Origin of the sequence: Pleomorphomonas diazotrophica (assembly GCF_002844595.1) — a bacterium.
In the GTDB taxonomy this organism is placed as follows: Bacteria; Pseudomonadota; Alphaproteobacteria; order Rhizobiales; family Pleomorphomonadaceae; genus Pleomorphomonas; species Pleomorphomonas diazotrophica.
In genome coordinates this window covers 807,674-827,816 of record NZ_PJNW01000002.1, presented here as the reverse complement: position 1 = coordinate 827,816, position 20,143 = coordinate 807,674, and the positions used below count along the sequence as shown (strand labels likewise).

The window sequence follows — 20,143 nt, the reverse complement described above, 5'->3', positions numbered from 1 at the left end:
TCCAGGAAGCGGAGACCTCCATGCCGTTGGCTGCGTCAGCTCCTCGAGAGGAACGTCTCCGAGACAAGCCGTGCCCCAAGGACTCCCAGTACCGCACCGGCAGCCCGATCCACCCATACCTTTGAGCGCAGGTAGGCAGCGCGGGGCCTTTGTGCCGAGAAAGCTAAGGCGACAACGGCGTACCATGACGTTTCCAGCGCAAAGACCAGCGGCGGCAACGACAGGAATAACCACGACGGCGCCGATGCGGGCAGGAGAACTGCAAAGATGCTGGCATAAACGATCGCCGTCTTGGGATTGCTTAGCTGTGTGACGAGCCCCAGTGCGAACGAACGGACGGTCGAAGATGGACGCGTCGTGTCTGCGTTCGAAACGTCGAGCGGCTCCGACGCACCGCACCATATGCGGATGCCGAGGTAGACTAGGTAGAAGCCGCCGAGAACGCGAAGCGCCAAGTACAGCCATTCCACCTGAAGAAGGATCGTCACGAGACCAAACAGCGCCAATGTCGCAAAGATCGCACCTCCGATGCCCATTCCTAAAGCCGCCGCCAAGCTGTCCATACGGGATGACTTCATGGAAATGCGGGACACGAGGACAAAGCTTGGGCCGGGACTAACAGCGCCGAGGAGAATCGCTCCGAGGATGCTGAAGATTGCAAGAGATGCAGACATCGGCAGTCTCCCTTCGTTTAGCGGAGAGCTCGGCGAGCGGCGTCCCAAACGATCCGCGCTCCCCGATGGTGATCCCACTGACCTCGCCGGTCACGCGGATCGCGTCACAATGTTGCGGTCTCGGATCTTGTACAACAGGTGTTGGCGGGGATGTTTCACGAACGTTAGATTCCCCATCTCCACTTGGCGTTCTACGTCGCAAATGAGGGCGTAACTTGCCACAGTTGCACTGAATCAATGTGTGGTCCTGCCGAACATACCCGAGCTGAAGCCTAGAATCGTCAACCGTCGCGCCACTTGCTGGACGCGCGACCATTGGCGGTCATATCGCACAATAGAGGGCTATCGGCGCCCGATGGCGGACGGAGTGAGATTCGAACTCACGGAGGGCTTGCACCCTCGGCGGTTTTCAAGACCGCTGCCTTAAACCACTCGGCCATCCGTCCCTGCCGGCGCGCGACCATGTCGACTTTTCGTCGTCTTGGCAAGGGATTCGCTCAGTTGTGCGAGCGAAGCAGCCGTGCCTTCTCGCGGTTCCAGTCGCGTTCCTTGGTCGCCTGCCGCTTGTCGTGCAGCTTCTTGCCCTCGGCCACCGATATCTCGCATTTCGCCATGCCGCGCTCGTTGAAATAGAGGCGGAGCGGCACGATGGTCATGCCCTGGCGCTGGATCGAGGCGATCAGCCGGTCGATCTGCCTGCGATGCAACAGGAGTTTGCGCGGACGCCTGAGCTCGTGATTGAACCGGTTGCCCTGGAGATACTCGGGGATGTGGGCGTTGTAGAGGTAGACCTCGCTGCCGGCGACGCCGACATAGGCCTCTCCCAGGTTGATGCGCCCGGCACGCAGGCTTTTCACCTCCGTGCCGAGCAGCATGATGCCCGCCTCGAGCTTTTCGCCGAGCGCGTAGTGATAGCGCGCCGCCCGGTTGTCGGCGACGACCTTCCGGTTCGGATCGGCCTTTTTCTTCTTCTGCGCCATCACCTGCCATCCGTCAGTTCAGAAGGCCGGCGTGCTCGAGCGCCTTGCGCAGGGCCGCTTCCGTCGAGGGCGCCACCGGCACCAGCGGCAGGCGCAGCTCGTTCTGCATCTTGCCGATCAGCGACAGGGCGTATTTGGCACCCTGCGGGTTCGGCTCGATGAACAGCGCGTTGTGCAGCGGGAACAGCTTGTCCTGGATCGACAGCGCTGTCGCGAAGTCGCCCGAGAGGCAAGCGTTCTGGAACTCGGCACAAAGGCGCGGCGCGATGTTGGCCGTCACCGAAATGCAGCCATGCCCGCCGTGGGCCATGAAGGCCAACGCTGTTCCATCCTCGCCCGAGAGCTGGATGAAGCCGGGACCCATCGCCTGCCGCTGGGCGGACACGCGTTCGAGCTTCGCCGTGGCATCCTTGACCCCGACGATGTTCCTGAGCTCGTTGAGCCGAGCCATCGTCTCCACCGACATGTCGATCACCGACCGTCCGGGGATGTTGTAGATGAAGATCGGCAGGCCGACGGCGTCGTTGATCGCCTTGAAGTGCCGGTAAAGGCCTTCCTGGTTCGGCTTGTTGTAATAGGGCGTGACGACGAGCAGCGCGTTCGCCCCGGCCTTTTCGGCGAACTGGGCGAGATCAATGGCCTCGGCCGTGTTGTTGGAGCCGGCGCCGGCGATCACCGGCACGCGGCCGGCCGTCACCTTGATGCAGGCCTCGACCACCCGTTTGTGCTCGTCATGGCTAAGCGTCGGGCTTTCGCCCGTGGTCCCCACCGGAACCAGGCCGTGGCTGCCTTCCGTGACCTGCCAATCGACGAAAGCTTCGAAGGCTTTCCAATCGATGGCACCGTCGCGAAAAGGCGTGACGAGCGCGGTGATCGATCCCTTGAACATGATCCCTCTTCATGATGGACTGGGCGGGAAGCGAAAGTGCCCCCCGGTCCGCAGCCGGCGGACAATAAGGCGAGGATGGGCGAAGGACAACTGCTCCGCCCGCCTTTGTGGAAATTTGCCACAAAGCCGTGTCATAAATCGGGTTCACCCTCCCCCCGTCGGCGGCGTCAAGATTTCCTCAACAAAGTGGCGACATCTTGAAGTTAATTTTCACTTGATGAGGGTTGCCATGCTCAAGACGCCTTCGCTCGTTGCCGCGCTGCTGATCGCCCTGCCGGCCATGCTGTCGGAGCCGTTACCGAGCCTTGCCGGCCCCGCTGCCGACATCACAGGTGCGCTGCCGAACCTGTCGCAGAGCAGTGTCGACGGTCTGCGTTCGGCCCTTGACGCGCTCGATTCCAGAAACCTCGCCGGTGCCCTCACCATCGCCGCCAGCCTGCCGGAGATTGATCGCGACATCGTCACCTGGATGGCCATTCGTCGCGGCGCCGAAGGGTTGACGCCCGCCACCATCACCGATTTCGCGCGCCGCCGCCCCGATTGGCCCTCGGTGGAGTTGATGCGCCGCCGGGCCGAGCAGGCACTCACCGACATGAATCTCGCCCCGGCCGACGAGATCGCCGCCTATGGCGGTTCGGCACCGATCTCTGACAAGGGAACGAAGTCGCTCGCCCGCGCCTTGATCGCCACAGGCCGCAACGCCGACGCATCGGCGCTGCTCGGTGCCTGGTGGGCGCGCGAACCCTTGTCGCCGGCCGACGACAAGGCGGTGATGGCCGAGTTCGGAGGCGTGTTGACCCGCGCCCAGCACAAGGCGCGCTACGACATGCTGATGTACGCCGACCGCGTCACCCAGGCGGCGGCGCTCACGCCCTACTTGACCGACGGCTATGCCGCCCTCGCCGCAGCCCGCACCGCCGTGCTGCGCGGCAGCTCTGACGCCGGCCGCAAGCTCGACGCCGTGCCGAAGGCTGCCCGCAAGGATCCGCTTTACGCCTTCACGCTCGCCGAATGGCATCGCCGCGCCGACCGGCCGGAGGATGCGGCCAAGGCCATTCTGTCGGTCGCCGCCAAGGCAACGGCGCCGCACGGCGATGAGTGGTGGGTGGAGCGGCGCATCGTGTCGCGCGACCTCATGGAGAAGAGCAGCCATCGCCTCGCCTACAAGGTCGTGGCCAGCCAGGCGGGCGGCAACGAAACCACGCTGCAGGAAGCCTATTTCCATGCCGGCTGGTATGCCCTGCGCTTCCTCAAGGATCCGCAGTCGGCGCTCCGGCATTTCGCCGATCTCGAAACGGTGTCCCAGAAGCCGATTTCCCGCGCCCGTGCCAACTACTGGATTGCCCGCGCCGAGGAGGCCGCCGGCCGCATCGACAACGCGCGCAACCGCTACGGCCGTGCCGCCGCTGACGAGTTTACCTTCTACGGTCAGTTGTCGCGCGTGAAGCTTGGCCTTCCGACCCTTGGCATGCCGCCGGCGCCGAAACCCAGCGACGCCGACCGGGCCGCCTTCGCGCGCACCGACCTTGCTCGCGTTCTGGTGCAGTTGCTGAGGGCCGGTCGGGACAGCGATGCCAACCTCCTCTATCTCGAACTGGCGAAGACGCTGCCCACCGGCGGCCAAGTGGCGCTGCTCGCTGGCTTCGCCGAGAGCCAGGGCGACCACCGGCTTGCCCTCCAGATCGGCAAGCTTGCCGCCGATCGCGGCCTCGGAGCCGAGCGCCTCGCTTTTCCGCTCGACGCGATTCCCGAAAGCGCCCGCCATCAGAAGCTGGTGGAAACGGCGATGGTCTATGGCATCGCCCGTCAGGAAAGCGCCTTTGATCCGCGCGCCCGTTCGTCGGCCGGCGCCCTCGGTCTCTTGCAGCTCATTCCGACCACCGCAGCCAACACGGCGAAAGCGATCGGCGTCAAGTTTTCCAAGGATCGCCTCACCAGCGATCCCGGCTACAACGCCACACTGGGCGCCGCCCATCTTCGTGAGCTTCTGGATGAGTTCGGCGGTTCCTATATCCTGACCTTTGCCGCCTACAACGCCGGCAAGAGCCGTGTTCGCGAATGGGTGCAGCGCTTCGGCGACCCGCGCAATCCCGGCGTCGACCCTGTCGACTGGATCGAGAGCATCCCCTACGGCGAGACGCGCAACTACGTGCAACGGGTCCTCGAGAACATCCAGGTCTATCGCGAGCGCCTCGACGGCGCCCGCCTTGCCATTGCAGACGATCTCCGCCGCGGAAGTTGATCGGCTGCCGTTGGTACCATGCCAAGCCGTGGAACGATGTGTCGGCGCTTCCCCAGGGCGTTGAGCGCGCGCGGTCGCGCTATCGTCCGAAGCGTTCGCTTGGATTCGCCGGCAAAGTCCTCTTGGATACAGTGCCGCCCGTCAAACGGCCTCTCGCATGACAACCCACAGGAGGAAATTGACGAGGAAATTCAGGAGGATTCCGCCAGTTTCGCATGCGGGGCACCCCGGCCCGAGAAAAAGTCGAAAAAGGCCGCTTGACTTCCCCGGAGGCATCCCCTAATTCACCGCTCACCAACACGGAACGCGGCGCTGCCGACAGACAGCGAGCGGTACGATACGGCCCAGCGGGGGTGTAGCTCAGTTGGTTAGAGTGCCGGCCTGTCACGCCGGAGGTCGCGGGTTCGAGCCCCGTCACTCCCGCCACTTTCTCCTGAAAGAGAAATAAAATCATCGCCCAGGGCGATGTTTTTCATATTTGACTTCAGAATCCCTGTTGCATTTGGGAACATCTCCATCCTTGACGCGTTAGGCCTCCATGCCGTCAATCCGGAGGCTCATCCCATGCTCGGACAATCCAATCTCCTGCTATCGGAAGCGCTGCTGACGCTGGTCGACAACGGTGAACTGCGAGAAGGCTCCGACGCCTATCTCGCCGCCCAGAAGGTCATCAGCGAAGGCGAGGCCGCCCTGTCGGACGAAGAAGAACGACTTTGGCGCGAAGAGGTCGTTCCGAAGCTCGGCGATGGGTTTGCGTCCTGAGGGGCGATCAGGTGTTGCCGTTCAGGATGGCGTGGGTCGGCATCACCTCGACGCCACCGGGCGCGATCAGGCCGCCCCAGACCCAGTTGTGATGCTCGATGATGGCCCTGGCCGACAGGTGCGGCCGGTCGGAGACCGTATGGGCATCGGCAACCGGCACCACGGTTCGGCCGAGCGTCACGGCCCGCCTTATCGTGGAATCGACGCAGAAATCGGTCGCCCAGCCGGTGACGAACAGACGCTTTGCACCGAGGTTGTCGACAATCTCCGACAGCGGGCTGTCGTGAAAGGCGTCGTTGAGGCTCTTGGCTACCACGAGATCATCGGGTGCCCGCTTCAGTTCCGGCAGGAAACGCCAGCCGGGCGTGCCCGGCTCGAAGCTGTCGCCCTCACCGCCATTGTGCTGGATGAACACCACCCGGCCGCCTCGCTTGCGGATGGCCGCCCCAAGGGCGTTGATACGGCCGACGACACCCAGCAGATCGTATTTCGGCAGTCCATTCCTGAGGCCGACCTGCATGTCGACGACGAGCATCACGTCCATATCGGCCCTCCCTGCCGTGCCGTCTTTCAAGGACGGCCAGCCAACCATGGCGCGATGAACTTGACCATTCGGGCAAATCCCTGTGCGCTGCCGCAATTTCCGGCAGTCTCGGACGCAAAGCGGTCTTGAGGGCCGATTTTCGCTTGTCGCGTCGGCCCGTTTCCTGTAAGAGCCGCCCATCGTTCAAAGTGGACGGTACCCGGCTGGGGGCTGAACGGAAGGTGGCCGCGTCGCAAGACAAGGCTTCTGATCCTGAAAATGGATTGTCTTCCCGTGTCTCCGCTCTCGATCTCGTATCTGTGGAGCCTTTCGGAGGGTTCGCAGAGGCTTGGCGCCGGGTGGTCAATGAACCGAGAAAGGCTGTACCGACATGGCGCTCTACGAGCACGTGTTCCTGGTCCGCCAGGACGTTTCCGCCCAGCAGGTGGAAGCGATCGCTGACCAGTATAAGGCCGTCATTGAAAGCAATGGCGGCGCGGTGAAGAAGGTGGAGAACTGGGGCCTGCGCGCCCTCGCCTACCGCGTCAAGAAGAACCGCAAGGCTCACTATGTCCTGTTCAATCTCGATGCGCCGCACGCGGCCGTCGCCGAGATGGAGCGCCAGGAGAGCCTCAGCGAGGACATCCTTCGCACGATGACCATTCGCGTCGACGAGCTGGAAGAAGGCCCGTCGGCCATGCTTCAGAAGCGCGACCGTGACGAGCGCGATGGCGCTCCCGCCGGCCGTGGCGACCGTGGCGGCTTCCGTGGTGGCGACCGTGGCCCGCGCCGCGATCGTGCTCCCCGTCGTGAAACCGAAGCTGGGGATATGGAATAATCATGGAAATCACCTCCCTCCCCGCCGCTCGCCGTCCGTTCTTCCGTCGCCGGAAGACCTGCCCGTTCTCCGGCGCCAACGCCCCGAAGATCGACTACAAGGACGTGCGCCTGCTGCAGCGCTACATCTCCGAGCGCGGCAAGATCGTTCCGTCCCGCATCACCGCGGTGTCGGCCAAGAAGCAGCGCGAGCTCGCCCAGGCGATCAAGCGCGCCCGCATCCTCGGCCTGCTGCCGTTCATCATCAAGTGATGAACGCTTGAAGCTGCCGGAGGCGGCTTCATGACCTTGAAACATCCGGCGTCGCGATCGGTCGCGGCGCCTTTCCTGCAAAGTTGGGATGCGGCCCTTGGGCTCGGCACCCCTAACCGCCCGGCGGCATCGGCCGTCGATCACAGCATCGGTCGTCTTTTTGGACGATCGCGCGGGACAGCGAGAGAAACGTGAACGGACTTCTTCTCGGCATCGCCGCAGGTGCCGCCTCCGCTCTGCTTTTCGCGGCCGTCACAAGTGGCGGTGCCCTTGGCACGCCGCTGTTCTTCATGTCCGCGCTTCCCGTCGCCATCGTCACCATCGGCTGGGGTACGCTCGCCGGCATCGCCGCCGTGCTGGCCGCCGTCGTTGGCTTGTGGGTCTTCGTCTCCTGGAAAGCGGCGCTGTTGCATGCCCTGGTGGTTGCCGCCCCCATGGCCTTCTATAGCTATCTCGTCGGCCTCGGTCGGCCGCTCGACGAAGACGGCAGGAGCTTCGAGTGGTATCCGCTCGGCCGCGTCTTCACGGCCATGGTGCTGATCACGGCGGCCACCATCATTGGCGTCGGCATGGTCATCGGCTTCGACATCGAGGCAACCGCCGGCGAAGTCGCCGACATGCTGGTGGCCATGGGGCAGGCCTCGGGTGAGCCGGGCGCGCCGACCCGTGAGGATCTGCTGCCTGCCCTCCTCCTCTACATGCGCCTGATGCCCTTCGCGCTCGGCGCGTTCTGGCTGGTGCTGACGGCGTTCAATCTCTGGCTGGGCAGCCGCGTCGTGCGTCTTTCGGGACGCCTGAAGCGCGGCGACGATTCCATTGCCGAAACGCTGTCGCTGCCGATGTGGATGGCTGGGGTGTTCGCCGGCGCGGCGCTGCTCGCCGGCCTTGACGGCTCGCTCGGTCTTGTTGCCGGCGTCATCGCCGGCGCGGCGGGCATGGGCTTTGCGATGGTCGGCTTCGCCGTGCTCCACGTCGTCGTGCGCGCCAACCCGGCAGCTCCGCTGATCCTCGGCGTCACCTATGGCGCCACCTTCGTGCTTTCCATCCCCCTCGTTCCGCTGGCGATCGCCGGCATTCTCGACGGTCCGCTCGGCCTCAGGGCCAAGCGGCTCAACAAACGACCGGGTGCCTGACGGCCCCGATCCCCGAACCGGCGGCAACGCCACAACAAACAGAACGGAGTACAGAAAATGAAGGTCATCCTTCTCGAGCGCATCGGCAAGCACGGCACCCTCGGCGAGACCGTCAAGGTCCGCGACGGCTTCGCCCGCAACTACCTGCTGCCGCAGGGCAAGGCGCTGCGCGCCACCAAGGAGAACCAGGCCCGCTTCGACCGCGAGCGCGCCAACCTCGAGGCTCGCAACGCCGAGCGCAAGTCGTCGGCCGAGCAGATCAAGGTCGGTCTCGATCAGCGCTCCTTCGTCGTCGTCCGTCAGGCTGCCGAAACCGGCCAGCTCTACGGCTCCGTCGCTGCGCGCGACATCGTCGACATCCTCGCCGCCGCCGGTGAGACGATCACCCGCTCGCAGGTGAACATCAACGCGCCGATCAAGAACCTCGGTGTTCACGAGATCGAAATCGTGCTGCACGCCGACGTGCGCGCCACCATCACCCTCAACATCGCTCGCTCCGAGGACGAAGCCCAGCGTCAGGCCAAGGGCGAGGACGTCACCGCCGGCGCCCGCGAGGACACCTTCGTTCGCGAAGTCGGTTCGGTGCTCGACGACGAGGGCATGGACCGCGAGGAGCTCTGAGCCGGCTTCGGTTCCGACTACGTCGCAACGGATCTACCCCGGGAGTCAAATCCCGGGGTTTTTCTTGCCAAAACAACAGCCTGACGATTCTCTCCACGCGGACTCGCCAGGCAGCAAGAGTCAATGACCATCATCGGAGAAATCCGACTCCTGTGTGGATTGCGGGAGTCTGAGATAACTGCCGCTCTCTGTCACAAGACAGCTTGATACTGTCCCTTCTTCATCCGCCAGCAGGAACACGTCCGTCCCATGTCCACCATCCGCCGCGTCGAAGATCAGGCTACCGCGCTCACCCGCAGCGCGCCGCACAACGTCGAGGCGGAACGACAGCTGCTGGGTGCCATGCTGATGAACAACGAGACGTTCTTCCGCGTCTCCGACTTCCTTGAGCCGCCCCACTTCTTCATCGAGCAACACAAGGCGATCTACGAGAAGATCGGCCAGCTCATCCGCGGCGGCAAGGTGGCCTCGCCGATCACGCTGAAGACCTTCTACCCGGCCGATTATCAGATCGCCGAGATGCCGGTAACGCAGTATCTGCTGCGCCTCGCCTCCGAAGCGACCACCATCATCAATGCCGAGGACTACGGCCGCATCATCCACGACCTCGCCGTTCGCCGCGACCTGATCCGCATCGGCGAGGACATGGTCAACATCGCCTATGACGCGCCGATCGACATGCCGCCGCGCGCCCAGATCGAGGACGCCGAGCGTCGGCTGTTCGGCATTGCCGAAAGCGGCCGCTACGAAGGCGGCTTCCACACCTTCTCCGACGCGTTGCGCGAAGCGATCGACATGGCCGCCGCCGCCTATCAGCGCGACGGTCATCTCTCGGGCATCGCCACCGGCCTCAACGACCTCGACCGAACCATGGGTGGCCTGCAGCGATCCGACCTGATCATCCTCGCCGCCCGTCCGGCCATGGGCAAGACGTCGCTCGTCACCAACATCGCCTTCAACGTCGCCAATTCCTATGAGGCCGCCGAGCAACCGGACGGGTCGCTGAAAACGGTCAACGGTGGCATCGTCGGCTTCTTCAGCCTGGAAATGTCGTCCGAGCAGCTGGCGACGCGTATTCTCGCCGAGCAGTCGGAGGTGTCGTCGTCGGACATTCGCCGCGGCAATATCGATGAGAACCAGTTCGCCAAGCTCGCCGCCGTCGCCCAGCGCATGCAGACGCTGCCGCTCTACATCGACCACACCGGTGGCATTTCCATCGCCCAGCTCGCCGCCCGCGCCCGTCGCCTGAAGCGTCAACGCGGCCTCGACCTCGTCATCGTCGACTACCTGCAGCTACTGTCCGGCTCGTCGAAGTCGGCACAGGGTGGCCGCGTGCAGGAGATCACTGAGATCACCACTGGTCTCAAGGCATTGGCCAAGGAACTAGCGGTCCCGATCATCGCGCTCTCCCAGCTGTCGCGTCAGGTCGAAAGCCGAGACGACAAGCGGCCACAGCTGTCCGACCTGCGTGAGTCCGGCTCGATCGAGCAGGACGCCGACGTGGTGATGTTCATCTACCGAGACGAGTATTACCTGCAGTCGCGCATGCCAAAGGAAGGCACCGAGGACTTCTTCAAGTGGCAGGCCGAGATGGACCGCGTCACGGGCAAGGCCGAAGTGATCATCGGCAAGCAGCGCCACGGCCCTACAGGCACCGTGCAGCTCGCCTTCGACGCCTCCGTCACCCGCTTCTCGGATCTCGCCAAGGAAGACTATTTGCCCGAGCGTTTCGAGTAAGAATCCTCTCCAACTGAAAAGGCCCCGGCCGCACGAAGCTCCGGGGCCTTTCCATTTTCAAACCTCGTATCGCTTACTTCGCAGCCAGGAATTCACCCACCTCGAGCAGCACGAACTCGTTGTCGTCGGCCTTGTCGACGGCGCGGCCGGCCGAGAACGGCAGGTTGTTATCGTTGCCCACCACGATATGCGTGGCGTCGACCACGTCGACATTCTCGATGGTGACGAAGGGCATGGTATAGATGCCGTTTTCCGTGCCCTGCTTGGCTTTGCCGTTGGCATCGGCAATGTTGAGGAGGTCGATGTAGCCGACCTTGCGCACCGCCTTGCCGACGTTGTCGTCGCCGAAGGCGATCTTGTAGATGCGCTTGTGCCTGGAGGGCTTGTCGAAGCAGGTCGGCTCGGGCTTGGCCGGATCGGCGCAAGCCTTGTCGGCAAGGCCGGCACCTCCGTCACGTTCGATCACCAGCGCCGTGCTCTCGTCGATCATGTTGAAATCGCCGATGTTGGTACCCGCGCCCGAGAAGGGATAGAGCCAGGAACGGCCGGTCCATGCCTTCTTGGCAACGTCGAACTCGATGATGCGGATGGCGTTCGCGCCGTCGACCTGCTCGAACTTGCCGTCGCCGAGGTACAGCGGCCCTTCCATCAGCGCATAGAGCTTGCTGCTGTCCTTCGACCGCGCCAGCCCCTCGAAGCCGTTGGAGCGGCGAACGTTGAAGGCCGGCAGCGGCTTGGTGGGGTCGGCCGGCAGCGCCATCGTCGGATTGTCCGGAGAGAGCACCGGCTTGCCGTCGACCAGCGTCGGGATGACGTCGGTCAGCTTGCCGTCGGCTGTGACGTGGATGAGATAGGGGCCGAGTTCCTCACCGATCCAGAAGCCGTCGCCCACCGGCTGGATCGACTCGATGTCGAAATCGGCGCCCGTGAGGTAGCGCTTGTCGGCGCCTTCCATGGCGATCGGGAACGGCGCCAGCTTGTCAGGGTCGCTGAGGAACACCGTGTCGAGGCGGTCGACGGTGCCGGCCTGCCAGTCGAGCTTGACGTGGTGCAGCATCAGCATGGCGTCGCTGGAGTTGGCCTTGCTGCCGAAACCATTGTCGCTCAGCGTCCAGAAGGTGCCGTCGGTCATGGTCTTGATGCCCGAGAAGCCCTGCATCGCCTGGCCGTCGAACGGCAGGCCGAGACCGGTCTTGCGGACGCCGTCGAGGCCCGGCACCGAGCCGAGCGTGGTGGCGCGCTTGCGATCCGGCGTCGAGAACTTGCCGGCCTGCTTCAGGAACGCCGGCGCGTCGGCCGGAGCGGCGATGACGCTGTTGGCCGGCAGTACGGTCTGCGACACCAGCGTCGCCTTGAAGGCGGTTTCATCGGCGAAGGAAACAGCGGACGAAACGACGATGGCGGCGGACGCCAAAAGCAAAATCTTCATCGGGCTCACCTGAAAAGGAATGGACAAAGCCCGGCATTGGTAAAAAGCTCAGGTGTCAGTGGGTTGACGCCGCGATGACGGTTCGATGATGCGTCGGATGTAGATACGATGACGCCCCGTCAGGTCCGCTGCCGGGGCGATCGCTTCAGCCGATATGTCGCACGTGCGCGGTACGGCTCAGTTCTTCTTGGTCTCTTCGAGGAAGAAGCGGCCAAGCGGGTTCTGATCGAAGGTCTCGATGTTGGCGCGCGACACGTTGCGATAGGGGCTGTAGTAGAGGTCGATCCAGTTGACGTCGTCTTTCGCCATCTTCTGGAGCTCGATGTACATCTCTTCGCGCTTCTTGGGGTCCATCTCGACGCGCGCGGCGCCGACCAGATCCTTGACTGCCGGATTGTTGTAGCGGGTCATGTAGTTCATGTTGCTGTCGTGGCCGAGCACGAAGGTGGTCTTCTGGTCCGGGTCCAGCACGTCATTGGTCCAGTACATGACCGATATGTCGTAGTCGCCGGCGATCAGCATGTCCCAGCTCTGGCTTGGATCGACCTTCTGCAGGCTCACCGTAATGCCTGCCTTGGCAAGCTGCTGCTGCAACAGCACGGCGATCTGCTCGTCGACCTCGTCGCCGGCATTGACGACATAGTTGAGGTTGAGATCGGCAGCGCCGGCTTCCGCCAGCATGGCCTTGGCTTTCTCCGGATCGTAGGGGCGCTGGAGATTGTCGGCGTAGTGGTAGAGGGCACCCTTCGGAACATAGGAATAGGCGACCTCGCCGAGGCCGAAGGTCACCGCGTCGACGATCGCCTTCTTGTCGATCGCCATGTCCAGCGCCTGACGCACCTCCTTCTTGGCGAGCGCGCCGTGCTCATGGTTGATCAAGAGGTGATCCTCGCGCGTCGAGGTGTCCAGATGGATCTTGAGATTGGGATCCTTCTGGAGTTCGGCGATGCGCGAGAAGGGCACGAAGATGGCCGTGTCGATCTCGCCAGCCTGTACCTTCAGCATGCGAGTGTTGTCATCGGGAATGGAGATCCACTCGACCCCGTCGAGGCTGACGTTGGCGGCGTCCCAATACTCCGGGTTCTTGGTGAGGATGACGCGATCGCCGCGACGCCATTCCTTGACGGCAAAGGCACCGGAACCGATGGGCGCCTCGCCGAAGGCGTCTTCGCCCATGCTCTCGACCACCTTCTTCGGCAGTACCGACACGTTGGGCAGGGCAAGTGACGCCAGGAAGGGCGCCGACGGGCCGGTCAGCTTGACGACCAGCGTCTTCGGGTCGGCGGCCGTGGCCGTATCGACGATCTTGTAGCTGTCGGCCCACAGCGACCCCGGATTGTCGCGAATGCGAAGGATCGAGAAAGCCGCGTCGTCGGCGGTCACCGGATCGCCGTTGGAAAACTTGGCGTCGCGCAGCTTGAAGGTATAGGTCAGCCCGTCGTCCGACACGCTCCAGCTCTCGGCAAGGCCCGGGATCAGCTTGGTGCCGGTCTTGTCGACGCGCACCAGCACGTCGAACACGTTGGAGAACACCCAGTTGTCGACGTTCTGGGCCGTCTTGATGGGATCGAAGGTCGTGCCGTCCTCGCGGCGGCCGATGGTGAGCACGCCGGCGGCCTCGGCGATCGAAGCTCCGAAAATGAGGGTGGCGAGAACGGTCGCCACGCTGAGTTTGGTCCACTTTGCGGTCATGTCGAGTTCCCTTCTGGTTATGATATCTCGTCCGTGACTAACCCGGACGTTTCTTCAATCAAGGCATCTCCACCCCGTGGAGGCACAAGTCGCTTGTCGGGATCGATATCCGGAATGGCGTCGATCAGTGCCCGCGTGTAAGCCTCGCGCGGCGCGCTGAACACGTCCTCCGTCGGCCCTTCCTCGACGATTTCGCCGTGGTACATGACCACCACTCGCTCGCAGAGGCTGCGGACGATGGCGAGATCATGGGCGATGAACAGCAGCGTCAGATTGAGCCGTCGCTTGAGGTCGCGGAAGAGATCGACGATCTGCGCCTGAATGGTCACATCGAGCGCGGCAACGCATTCATCGGCGACGATCAGCTTGGGATTGACGGCCAGCGCCCGGGCGATACCGGCGCGTTGGCATTGGCCGCCGCTCATGGAGAGCGGCTTGCGGCCGGCGAACTCGCGCTCGAGACCGACGAGGTCGAGGAGTTCGCCGATGCGCTCGGGGATCCGCTCCTTCGGCACGCTGTCCTGCACGGCGAGCACCTCGGCCAGCATGGTGCCAATGGTGAGGCGTGGGTTGAGCGCGTTATAGGGGTCCTGGAACACCATCGCCGTCTCCTGGCGAAGCTTGCTCAGCGCCTTGGCCCTCTCCATGACGATGTCGGCGCCGTCGAAGGACACATGCCCGTCGGAAATGGGCGTCAGCCCCAACAGCGCTCGCGCCAGCGTCGACTTGCCCGAACCGCTCTCGCCGACGATACCCACCGTCTCACCCGGCATCACCTGCAGGCTGACGCCCTTGACGGCCGAGAACTCGCGCGGTCCACCTGAGAACAAGCCGCGCCCGGTTACCGGGAAACGAACATGAAGGTCGTCGATCTCGATGAGCGGACGCGCCTTCGGAACGACGGCGGTCGGGTGGACGATGTGGCTGGACATCGCCGCCTGCCGTGCCGGCATCGACGGATGCGAGGCGATGAGGTTTTGCGTGTAGGGATGCTGCGGCCGGCCGAGAAGGTCGCGCTTGCCGCCGATCTCCAGCAGTTTCCCCTGCCGGAGCACGGCGATGCGGTCGCAAGTCTGGGCGACGATGCCGAGATCGTGGGTGATCATGATCACCGACAGGCCCCGGCTCTCCCGGAGATCCATCAGCAGCTTCAGGATCTGCGCCTGAATGGTCACGTCGAGCGCGGTGGTGGGCTCGTCGGCGATCAGGATGCGCGGATCGCAGGAGAGTGCCACACCGATCATGGCGCGCTGGCGCATGCCGCCCGAGAACTCGTGCGGGTAGCCGTTGTACTGCCGGGCCGGATGCGGAAAGCCAACCTGCGCCAAAATATCCAGAGCGGCCGCCCTCGCCGCTTTGCCATCAACGCCGCGATGCACCCGGATTCCTTCGGCGATCTGGTCGCCGATGTGCATCAGGGGATCGAGATGGCTGGTCGGGTTCTGGAAGATCATGCCGATGTCGCGGCCGCGCACGTCGCGAATGTCGGCTTCCGAGACTTTCGTGAGGTCGCGGCCGTCGAGCATCACCGCACCCGAGGTGATCGCGAGTTTGGGCGATGGCATCAGCCGAACCAAGGAACGGCAGGTGAGGCTCTTGCCCGAACCACTCTCACCGACGAGGCCGAGGATCTCGCCCTGGCCGAGGTCGAACGACAGGTTGTCGATCAGCGTGCGAGGTCCATCGTCGCCGGCGAAGACGACGCTGAGGTCGCGGACGGAGAGCAGCGCTTCGCTCATTCGCGCACCCCCAGTAGATCGCCGAGGCCGTCACCAGTCAGGGAGAAGCCGAATGCCAGCGTCACGATGGAAAGGCCTGGAAAGAGCGTGATCCACCAGGCCGTGGTGATGAAGCTCTGGCCCTCCGCCACCATCACGCCCCACTCGGCGATGGGCGGCTGTACGCCGAGGCCGAGGTAGCTGATGGCAGCGCCGGAAAGAAGCACCAGCACGCAATCCGACATCGAGAACACCACCGATCCCGCAATGGCATTGGGAAGCAGGTGGCGGAACATGATGCGTGGCCCGGAAAAGCCGAGGCTGAGCGCCGCCGTCGCATAGTCCACCGTCTTCAAGACCAGCATCTGCGCCCGGATCAGCCGGGCATAGGATACCCAGCCGACCAGCGCCATGGCGATGTAGAAGCTCTGAAGACCCGGCCCGAGGATGGCGATGATCGACAGCATCAGCACCAGGAAGGGAAAGGCGAGGATGATGTCGATGACGCGCATGAAGACGATGTCGACCTTGCCGCCGACATAGCCGGCGACCGTGCCGACCGTGGTGCCGATCAGGAAGGGAAAGACGACGCCGATCACCGCGATCTGAAGGTCGACCCGCGTGCCCCAGATGACGCGCGAGAAGATGTCGCGGCCGAAGTTGTCGGTGCCGAAGGGATGCGCCCAGGACGGCGGTTGGAGGCGCAGGTCGCCGTTCTGCAGGATCGGATCGTAGGGTGCGATCAGCGGCGCCGTGAGGGCGATGAGGAGAAAGGCGGTGAGCAGGATCAACCCGGCGAGCAGCGTCGGCCGCCGCCGAACCGCCACCCAGGCGGGAGCGAGCGCGGCGGTCATTGCTTCACCCTCGGGTCGATGGCGACGGTGACGATATCGGCAATGAAGTTCACCAGAACCGTCGCGCAGGCGAACACCATGGCCACACCCTGCACCACCATATAGTCGCGGGAAAAGATGGCGCGGACGAGCAACTGGCCCATGCCGGGCAGAGCGAACACGCTTTCAACGACGACCGTGCCGCCGATCAGCCAGCCGATGTTGACGGCGAGGAGGTTGACCGTCGGTACCAGCGAGTTGGGTACGACATGCCGCCAGAAGACTATGCTCTCGGGCATGCCGCGCGCCCGCGCCGCCGTGGCGAGATCGCCCTTCAGTTCGGCAATCATCGCCGTACGCAGCGACCGGATCAGCACCGTCGACAGCGACAGGGCGATGGTCAGCGACGGCAGGATCAGGTGATAAAGCTTGTCGGCAAGGTTCTCGCCATAGCCGGACACGGGGAACAGGTCGAGCCGCACCGAGAAGAAGATGATCAGCATCAGCGCCAGCCAGAAGGGTGGGAAACCGATGCCGAAGGTCGAGATGAAGCGTACGATGTGATCGGCGGGGCCGCCGTTCGACCGTGCGGCCAGCGAGGCGAGCGGCACGGCGATGATCAGCGACAGGAGCACAGAGCAAAGTACCAGCGCCAGCGTCGGTTCGATGCGGGTGGTGATCAGCCTGAGCACGTCGATCTTGTAGAGGATCGACTTGCCCATCTCGCCCTGGGCGAGATTCTGCAGGAAGTAGAAATATTGCAGCCAGATCGGTTGATCGAGACCGTACTGGGCGCGGATGGCCGCGATGGCGGTCGGCGTCGACTTGGTGCCGAGCAGTACGCGCGCCGGATCGCCGGGGATCAGGCGCACCAGCACGAAGGTGATGAGGCTGATGCCGAACAGCACCGGCAGGAACTGCAGGGGACGATAGAGGACGAACTTATACCGGTGCATCGTAGCGTCCGGATGTGGCAAGGCATGTCATGATTGGTGCGGGCATCATCGCTGGCTGTGTTTCCCGAGGAAGGCAAGAAGCGCCGGATAGTAGTCCCTCGGGTTCTCATAGAAGGGCATATGGCTGGAGTTCGCAAACACCTTGAGCTCGGCGTTGGGCAGATTGAGCTTCATGCGCAACGCGCAGGCCGGCGTCAGCTCATCGTGCTCGCCACAGGTGATCAGCGTCGGCACGGTAATCTTGTGAAGGTCGGAAACTCGGTTCCAGTCCTTGAGGTTGCCGATGTAGAGGAACTCGTTCGGCCCCTGCATGGTGGCGTAAGGGCCCATGTTCCAGTCCGATAGCGAGCGGTTGACCGGCGCCGGCCATTCCTTCAGGCGGCAGACATGGCGATAGTTGAGCAGCGTGATCGCCGCCATATACTCGGGGTGATCGATGGTGCCGGCCGCCTCGTGTGCCTGCATCATCGCCACCGTCTCCGACCCGAGCGCGCCGCGCAGCCGTTCGAGCTCGGTGATGAGATGCGGCATATCGGCGACGGTATCCTCAAGGACCAGCGTCTTGAGCGCATCCGGATAGGTCAACGCGTAGTCGATCGCCAGCCAACCGCCCCAGGAATGACCGAGGAAATGCACCTTTCCGAGGCCCAGAGCCCTCCGCACCGTCTCGGTTTCCTCGACATAGCGGCCGATCGTCCAGAGTGCGGGATCGGTCGGACGATCGGAGGCACCGGTACCGAGTTGGTCAAAGGCAACGACGCGATAGCCGTGGTCGATCAGGCAGGAGTGAGCCTCGCGCAGATAGTCGCAAGGGAGACCTGGACCGCCGTTGGCCAGGAACACGACCTCATCGCCCTCACCAAACTCGTAGGCGATGACATCATACCCGTCGACTTTCACCACGTGGGTGGCATCCGGGGCGATTTCCCGCCACATGACCGATCTCCGCTGCTTAGTTCAAAGCCCACGATTTGAGCGTGATCAAATTTTGGATGAATTGGCGCTCAACACCAGCTATTAGAAGTGATAGGGTCAACGCGATGGAGGAGCCTAAGCCGCCTTTCACGGGGCTTTCCACTCCGGAGTAGCTATAGATGCCCGTCGACATTGCCGCCATCAGGGAGCGTCTCGCCACTGAGACCAGCCTGGAGGGGTGCATCGACCAGGCCTTCGACATGGTCAAAGGCTTCGGCTTCGATGCGCTCATCTACGACTACACGCCGGTGCCCTATGACGTCGACGGCAGCATGAACATCCCATCGCTCCTGAAGCTCAGGAACGTGCCGGAGGACATGCACGAGTATTGGTGTGGCCGCGGTTATTTCCGCTTCGACCCGGTGCAGCAACTGGCACTCAGAACATCGACGCCGTTCTTCTGGAACTATGACCGCAACGCCGACACCGCGATCCGCCGTTATCTCTGTGACGACAGTCGCCCGGTAGAAAGCTATCTGCGCGACCGTGGTCTGACCTCCGGCGTCACCGTTCCCGTGCACCTGCCGCGCGGCGACTATGCGACGGTGACCGGCGTCCGCTTTGGTGCCGGCCCCGATTTCCAGCATGCTGCCGAGAGAGCCATCGCCGATTTCGGCTTGCTCGCTCATCTGTTCCACGAAACCGCCTATTCGGCCTTCGACGCTCCGGTCCGCGTCGGTGCCATGCCGCGCCTCACCGATCGCGAGCGCGAATGCCTTCGCCATTCGGCCGAGGGGCTGTCGGCCAAGGAGATTTCCCGCATCATCGATCGCTCGGTGCCGACGGTGGTGATGCATCTCAACTCGGCCATCCGCAAGCTCGGTGCTCGCAATCGCACCCAGGCTGTCGTGCGTGCCATCCATTATCGGCTCCTCGACGAACCCCCGACCTATAACTTCTGATAGCTGCTGCTCAGCTTTTCGTCGCGCTATGTTTTTGCCCAACGCATATGCATCGGAGGGCAAGCAGTGGTCGATGTCGTGGAAGGATTTGCGCCCTTCGGCGCCTATGAAACCTGGTATCGCGTCACCGGCTCGCTATCGTCGCCCCGACTGCCGATGATCGTCGCCCATGGCGGACCGGGTTGCACCCACGATTACGTCGACAGCTTCAAGCACATCGCCGACCTCGATGGTCGTGCGATCATCCACTACGACCAGCTCGGTTCAGGCAACTCGACCCACCTGCCCGACAAGGGCAAGGACTTCTGGACGGTCGAGCTGTTCCTCGATCAGCTCGACGCCCTGCTCTCTCATCTCGGCATCGCCGACCGCTATGCCTATCTCGGCCAGTCCTGGGGCGGAATGCTCGGCGCGGAACATGCCGTGCGCCGGCCGAAGGGCCTCAAGGCGCTCATCATCGCCAACTCGCCGGCCAACATGCACACCTGGGTCAGCGAGGCCAACCGCCTGCGCGAGGAACTGCCGCCCGAGGTACAGGCGACGCTACTGAAGCACGAGGAAGCCGGCACCATCACCCATCCCGACTATGTCGCGGCGTCAAGGGTATTCTACAACCGTCACGTCTGCCGGCTCGATCCCTGGCCGAAGGAGGTGAGCCGCACCTTCGAGCTGATGGACCTCGACAACACCGTCTACATCAACATGAACGGCCCCACCGAGTTCCACGTCATCGGTACGATGAAGGACTGGACCATCGAGGACCGCCTGCCGCAGATCAACGTGCCGACGCTGCTCATCTCCGGCAAGTACGACGAAGCGACGCCTGAGGTGGTCCGCCCCTATGTCGAGAAGGTGCCCGGCATCCGCTGGGTGCTGTTCGAGCAGTCGAGCCATATGCCGCACGTCGAAGAACAGGAAAAGTGCCTTGCGACCGTGTCGGACTTCCTGAAATCGGTCGACGAGTGACCGTTTTCGGCCTTCACCCTCC

General features: G+C 63.5%; 19 protein-coding genes, 2 tRNA genes and 1 riboswitch. Of the genes, 10 read left to right on the top strand and 11 right to left on the bottom strand.

Annotated features, from left to right (window positions below; all coding sequences use genetic code 11):
- Positions 1–35: 35 nt before the first annotated feature.
- The 4 genes from CXZ10_RS04775 to dapA all read right to left on the bottom strand — a co-directional run bounded on the left by CXZ10_RS04775 (position 36) and on the right by dapA (position 2,543).
- Positions 36–674, bottom strand: coding sequence for a LysE family translocator (locus CXZ10_RS04775; RefSeq protein ID WP_101287932.1), 639 nt, complete (start codon positions 672–674; stop codon positions 36–38).
- Between the two features lie 20 nt (positions 675–694).
- A riboswitch (ZMP/ZTP riboswitch) is annotated at positions 695–778 on the bottom strand.
- A gap of 252 nt (positions 779–1,030) precedes the next feature.
- Positions 1,031–1,120 (bottom strand) — tRNA-Ser (locus CXZ10_RS04770).
- Between the two features lie 51 nt (positions 1,121–1,171).
- On the bottom strand, positions 1,172–1,654 hold the full coding sequence (gene smpB, locus CXZ10_RS04765) for an SsrA-binding protein SmpB (protein ID WP_101287930.1): 483 nt from the start codon (positions 1,652–1,654) through the stop codon (positions 1,172–1,174).
- Positions 1,655–1,667: 13 nt separating this feature from the next.
- Positions 1,668–2,543 (bottom strand): 4-hydroxy-tetrahydrodipicolinate synthase, encoded by an 876-nt coding sequence (dapA, locus tag CXZ10_RS04760; RefSeq protein ID WP_101287928.1) that lies wholly within the window; start codon positions 2,541–2,543, stop codon positions 1,668–1,670.
- A gap of 229 nt (positions 2,544–2,772) precedes the next feature.
- On the opposite strand from dapA, the gene CXZ10_RS04755 reads away from it, so the two are divergent.
- The 3 genes from CXZ10_RS04755 (at position 2,773) to CXZ10_RS04745 (ending at position 5,547) form a co-directional block, all read left to right on the top strand.
- Positions 2,773–4,785, top strand: coding sequence for a lytic transglycosylase domain-containing protein (locus CXZ10_RS04755; RefSeq protein ID WP_180335860.1), 2,013 nt, complete (start codon positions 2,773–2,775; stop codon positions 4,783–4,785).
- Positions 4,786–5,134: 349 nt separating this feature from the next.
- Positions 5,135–5,211: transfer RNA gene (locus tag CXZ10_RS04750), tRNA-Asp, on the top strand.
- A 138-nt stretch (positions 5,212–5,349) separates the two neighbouring features.
- Complete coding sequence (locus CXZ10_RS04745) at positions 5,350–5,547, top strand: hypothetical protein (RefSeq protein WP_101287924.1); 198 nt, start codon at positions 5,350–5,352, stop codon at positions 5,545–5,547.
- Between the two features lie 7 nt (positions 5,548–5,554).
- On the opposite strand, the gene CXZ10_RS04740 is transcribed toward CXZ10_RS04745, so the two are convergent.
- Entirely contained in the window at positions 5,555–6,091 is a 537-nt protein-coding gene (locus CXZ10_RS04740; protein ID WP_101287922.1) for an isochorismatase family protein, read from the bottom strand.
- Positions 6,092–6,461: 370 nt separating this feature from the next.
- Between CXZ10_RS04740 and rpsF the strand changes: the two genes are divergently transcribed.
- From rpsF to CXZ10_RS04715, 5 genes are all read left to right on the top strand, one after another.
- On the top strand, positions 6,462–6,908 hold the full coding sequence (gene rpsF, locus CXZ10_RS04735; protein ID WP_101287919.1) for a 30S ribosomal protein S6: 447 nt from the start codon (positions 6,462–6,464) through the stop codon (positions 6,906–6,908).
- Between the two features lie 2 nt (positions 6,909–6,910).
- The gene (gene rpsR, locus CXZ10_RS04730; RefSeq protein WP_084632951.1) at positions 6,911–7,159 is read left to right on the top strand and encodes a 30S ribosomal protein S18; all 249 of its coding nucleotides are present in this window, start codon (positions 6,911–6,913) and stop codon (positions 7,157–7,159) included.
- Between the two features lie 191 nt (positions 7,160–7,350).
- Positions 7,351–8,292, top strand: coding sequence for a hypothetical protein (locus tag CXZ10_RS04725; RefSeq protein WP_101287917.1), 942 nt, complete (start codon positions 7,351–7,353; stop codon positions 8,290–8,292).
- Positions 8,293–8,349: 57 nt separating this feature from the next.
- A complete protein-coding gene (gene rplI, locus CXZ10_RS04720; RefSeq protein ID WP_101287915.1) occupies positions 8,350–8,913 on the top strand; it encodes a 50S ribosomal protein L9 in 564 nt (187 codons plus the stop codon).
- 249 nt (positions 8,914–9,162) lie between these two features.
- Entirely contained in the window at positions 9,163–10,650 is a 1,488-nt protein-coding gene (locus tag CXZ10_RS04715) for a replicative DNA helicase (protein ID WP_101287913.1), read from the top strand.
- A 73-nt stretch (positions 10,651–10,723) separates the two neighbouring features.
- Here CXZ10_RS04715 and CXZ10_RS04710 read toward each other — a convergent pair whose 3' ends face one another.
- The 6 genes from CXZ10_RS04710 to CXZ10_RS04685 form a co-directional block, all read right to left on the bottom strand.
- On the bottom strand, positions 10,724–12,079 hold the full coding sequence (locus CXZ10_RS04710; RefSeq protein ID WP_101287911.1) for an esterase-like activity of phytase family protein: 1,356 nt from the start codon (positions 12,077–12,079) through the stop codon (positions 10,724–10,726).
- A 177-nt stretch (positions 12,080–12,256) separates the two neighbouring features.
- Entirely contained in the window at positions 12,257–13,771 is a 1,515-nt protein-coding gene (locus CXZ10_RS04705; RefSeq protein ID WP_101287908.1) for an ABC transporter substrate-binding protein, read from the bottom strand.
- Between the two features lie 17 nt (positions 13,772–13,788).
- Positions 13,789–15,510 (bottom strand): dipeptide ABC transporter ATP-binding protein, encoded by a 1,722-nt coding sequence (locus CXZ10_RS04700; RefSeq protein ID WP_101287906.1) that lies wholly within the window; start codon positions 15,508–15,510, stop codon positions 13,789–13,791.
- Positions 15,507–16,343: an ABC transporter permease gene (locus CXZ10_RS04695; protein ID WP_101287904.1), complete on the bottom strand. Its 837-nt coding sequence runs from the start codon at positions 16,341–16,343 to the stop codon at positions 15,507–15,509. Before CXZ10_RS04695 ends, CXZ10_RS04700 begins: the two co-directional genes overlap by 4 nt.
- On the bottom strand, positions 16,340–17,278 hold the full coding sequence (locus tag CXZ10_RS04690) for an ABC transporter permease (RefSeq protein ID WP_101287902.1): 939 nt from the start codon (positions 17,276–17,278) through the stop codon (positions 16,340–16,342). Before CXZ10_RS04690 ends, CXZ10_RS04695 begins: the two co-directional genes overlap by 4 nt.
- Positions 17,279–17,323: 45 nt before the next feature.
- Positions 17,324–18,214 (bottom strand): proline iminopeptidase-family hydrolase, encoded by an 891-nt coding sequence (locus tag CXZ10_RS04685; protein WP_101287900.1) that lies wholly within the window; start codon positions 18,212–18,214, stop codon positions 17,324–17,326.
- 158 nt (positions 18,215–18,372) lie between these two features.
- Here CXZ10_RS04685 and CXZ10_RS04680 point away from each other — a divergent pair, with 158 nt between their 5' ends.
- Together CXZ10_RS04680 and CXZ10_RS04675 are read left to right on the top strand one after the other, a co-directional pair.
- Positions 18,373–19,155: a helix-turn-helix transcriptional regulator gene (locus tag CXZ10_RS04680; RefSeq protein WP_101287899.1), complete on the top strand. Its 783-nt coding sequence runs from the start codon at positions 18,373–18,375 to the stop codon at positions 19,153–19,155.
- A gap of 66 nt (positions 19,156–19,221) precedes the next feature.
- Positions 19,222–20,121, top strand: coding sequence for a proline iminopeptidase-family hydrolase (locus CXZ10_RS04675; RefSeq protein WP_101287897.1), 900 nt, complete (start codon positions 19,222–19,224; stop codon positions 20,119–20,121).
- The last annotated feature ends 22 nt before the right edge of the window (positions 20,122–20,143 follow it).

Excerpts from the sequence above, each read along its gene's own strand:
- CXZ10_RS04685 (WP_101287900.1), bottom strand. The coding sequence starts at position 18,214 with ATGTGGCGGGAAATCGCCCCGGATGCCACCCACGTGGTGAAAGTCGAC.
- CXZ10_RS04715 (WP_101287913.1), top strand. The coding sequence starts at position 9,163 with ATGTCCACCATCCGCCGCGTCGAAGATCAGGCTACCGCGCTCACCCGC.
- CXZ10_RS04775 (WP_101287932.1), bottom strand. The coding sequence starts at position 674 with ATGTCTGCATCTCTTGCAATCTTCAGCATCCTCGGAGCGATTCTCCTC.
- rplI (WP_101287915.1), top strand. The coding sequence starts at position 8,350 with ATGAAGGTCATCCTTCTCGAGCGCATCGGCAAGCACGGCACCCTCGGC.
- smpB (WP_101287930.1), bottom strand. The coding sequence starts at position 1,654 with ATGGCGCAGAAGAAGAAAAAGGCCGATCCGAACCGGAAGGTCGTCGCC.
- CXZ10_RS04745 (WP_101287924.1), top strand. The coding sequence starts at position 5,350 with ATGCTCGGACAATCCAATCTCCTGCTATCGGAAGCGCTGCTGACGCTG.
- CXZ10_RS04705 (WP_101287908.1), bottom strand. The coding sequence starts at position 13,771 with ATGACCGCAAAGTGGACCAAACTCAGCGTGGCGACCGTTCTCGCCACC.
- CXZ10_RS04740 (WP_101287922.1), bottom strand. The coding sequence starts at position 6,091 with ATGGACGTGATGCTCGTCGTCGACATGCAGGTCGGCCTCAGGAATGGA.
- dapA (WP_101287928.1), bottom strand. The coding sequence starts at position 2,543 with ATGTTCAAGGGATCGATCACCGCGCTCGTCACGCCTTTTCGCGACGGT.
- CXZ10_RS04680 (WP_101287899.1), top strand. The coding sequence starts at position 18,373 with ATGCCCGTCGACATTGCCGCCATCAGGGAGCGTCTCGCCACTGAGACC.
- CXZ10_RS04755 (WP_180335860.1), top strand. The coding sequence starts at position 2,773 with ATGCTCAAGACGCCTTCGCTCGTTGCCGCGCTGCTGATCGCCCTGCCG.
- CXZ10_RS04695 (WP_101287904.1), bottom strand. The coding sequence starts at position 16,343 with ATGACCGCCGCGCTCGCTCCCGCCTGGGTGGCGGTTCGGCGGCGGCCG.
- CXZ10_RS04690 (WP_101287902.1), bottom strand. The coding sequence starts at position 17,278 with ATGCACCGGTATAAGTTCGTCCTCTATCGTCCCCTGCAGTTCCTGCCG.
- CXZ10_RS04710 (WP_101287911.1), bottom strand. The coding sequence starts at position 12,079 with ATGAAGATTTTGCTTTTGGCGTCCGCCGCCATCGTCGTTTCGTCCGCT.
- CXZ10_RS04700 (WP_101287906.1), bottom strand. The coding sequence starts at position 15,510 with ATGAGCGAAGCGCTGCTCTCCGTCCGCGACCTCAGCGTCGTCTTCGCC.
- rpsF (WP_101287919.1), top strand. The coding sequence starts at position 6,462 with ATGGCGCTCTACGAGCACGTGTTCCTGGTCCGCCAGGACGTTTCCGCC.
- rpsR (WP_084632951.1), top strand. The coding sequence starts at position 6,911 with ATGGAAATCACCTCCCTCCCCGCCGCTCGCCGTCCGTTCTTCCGTCGC.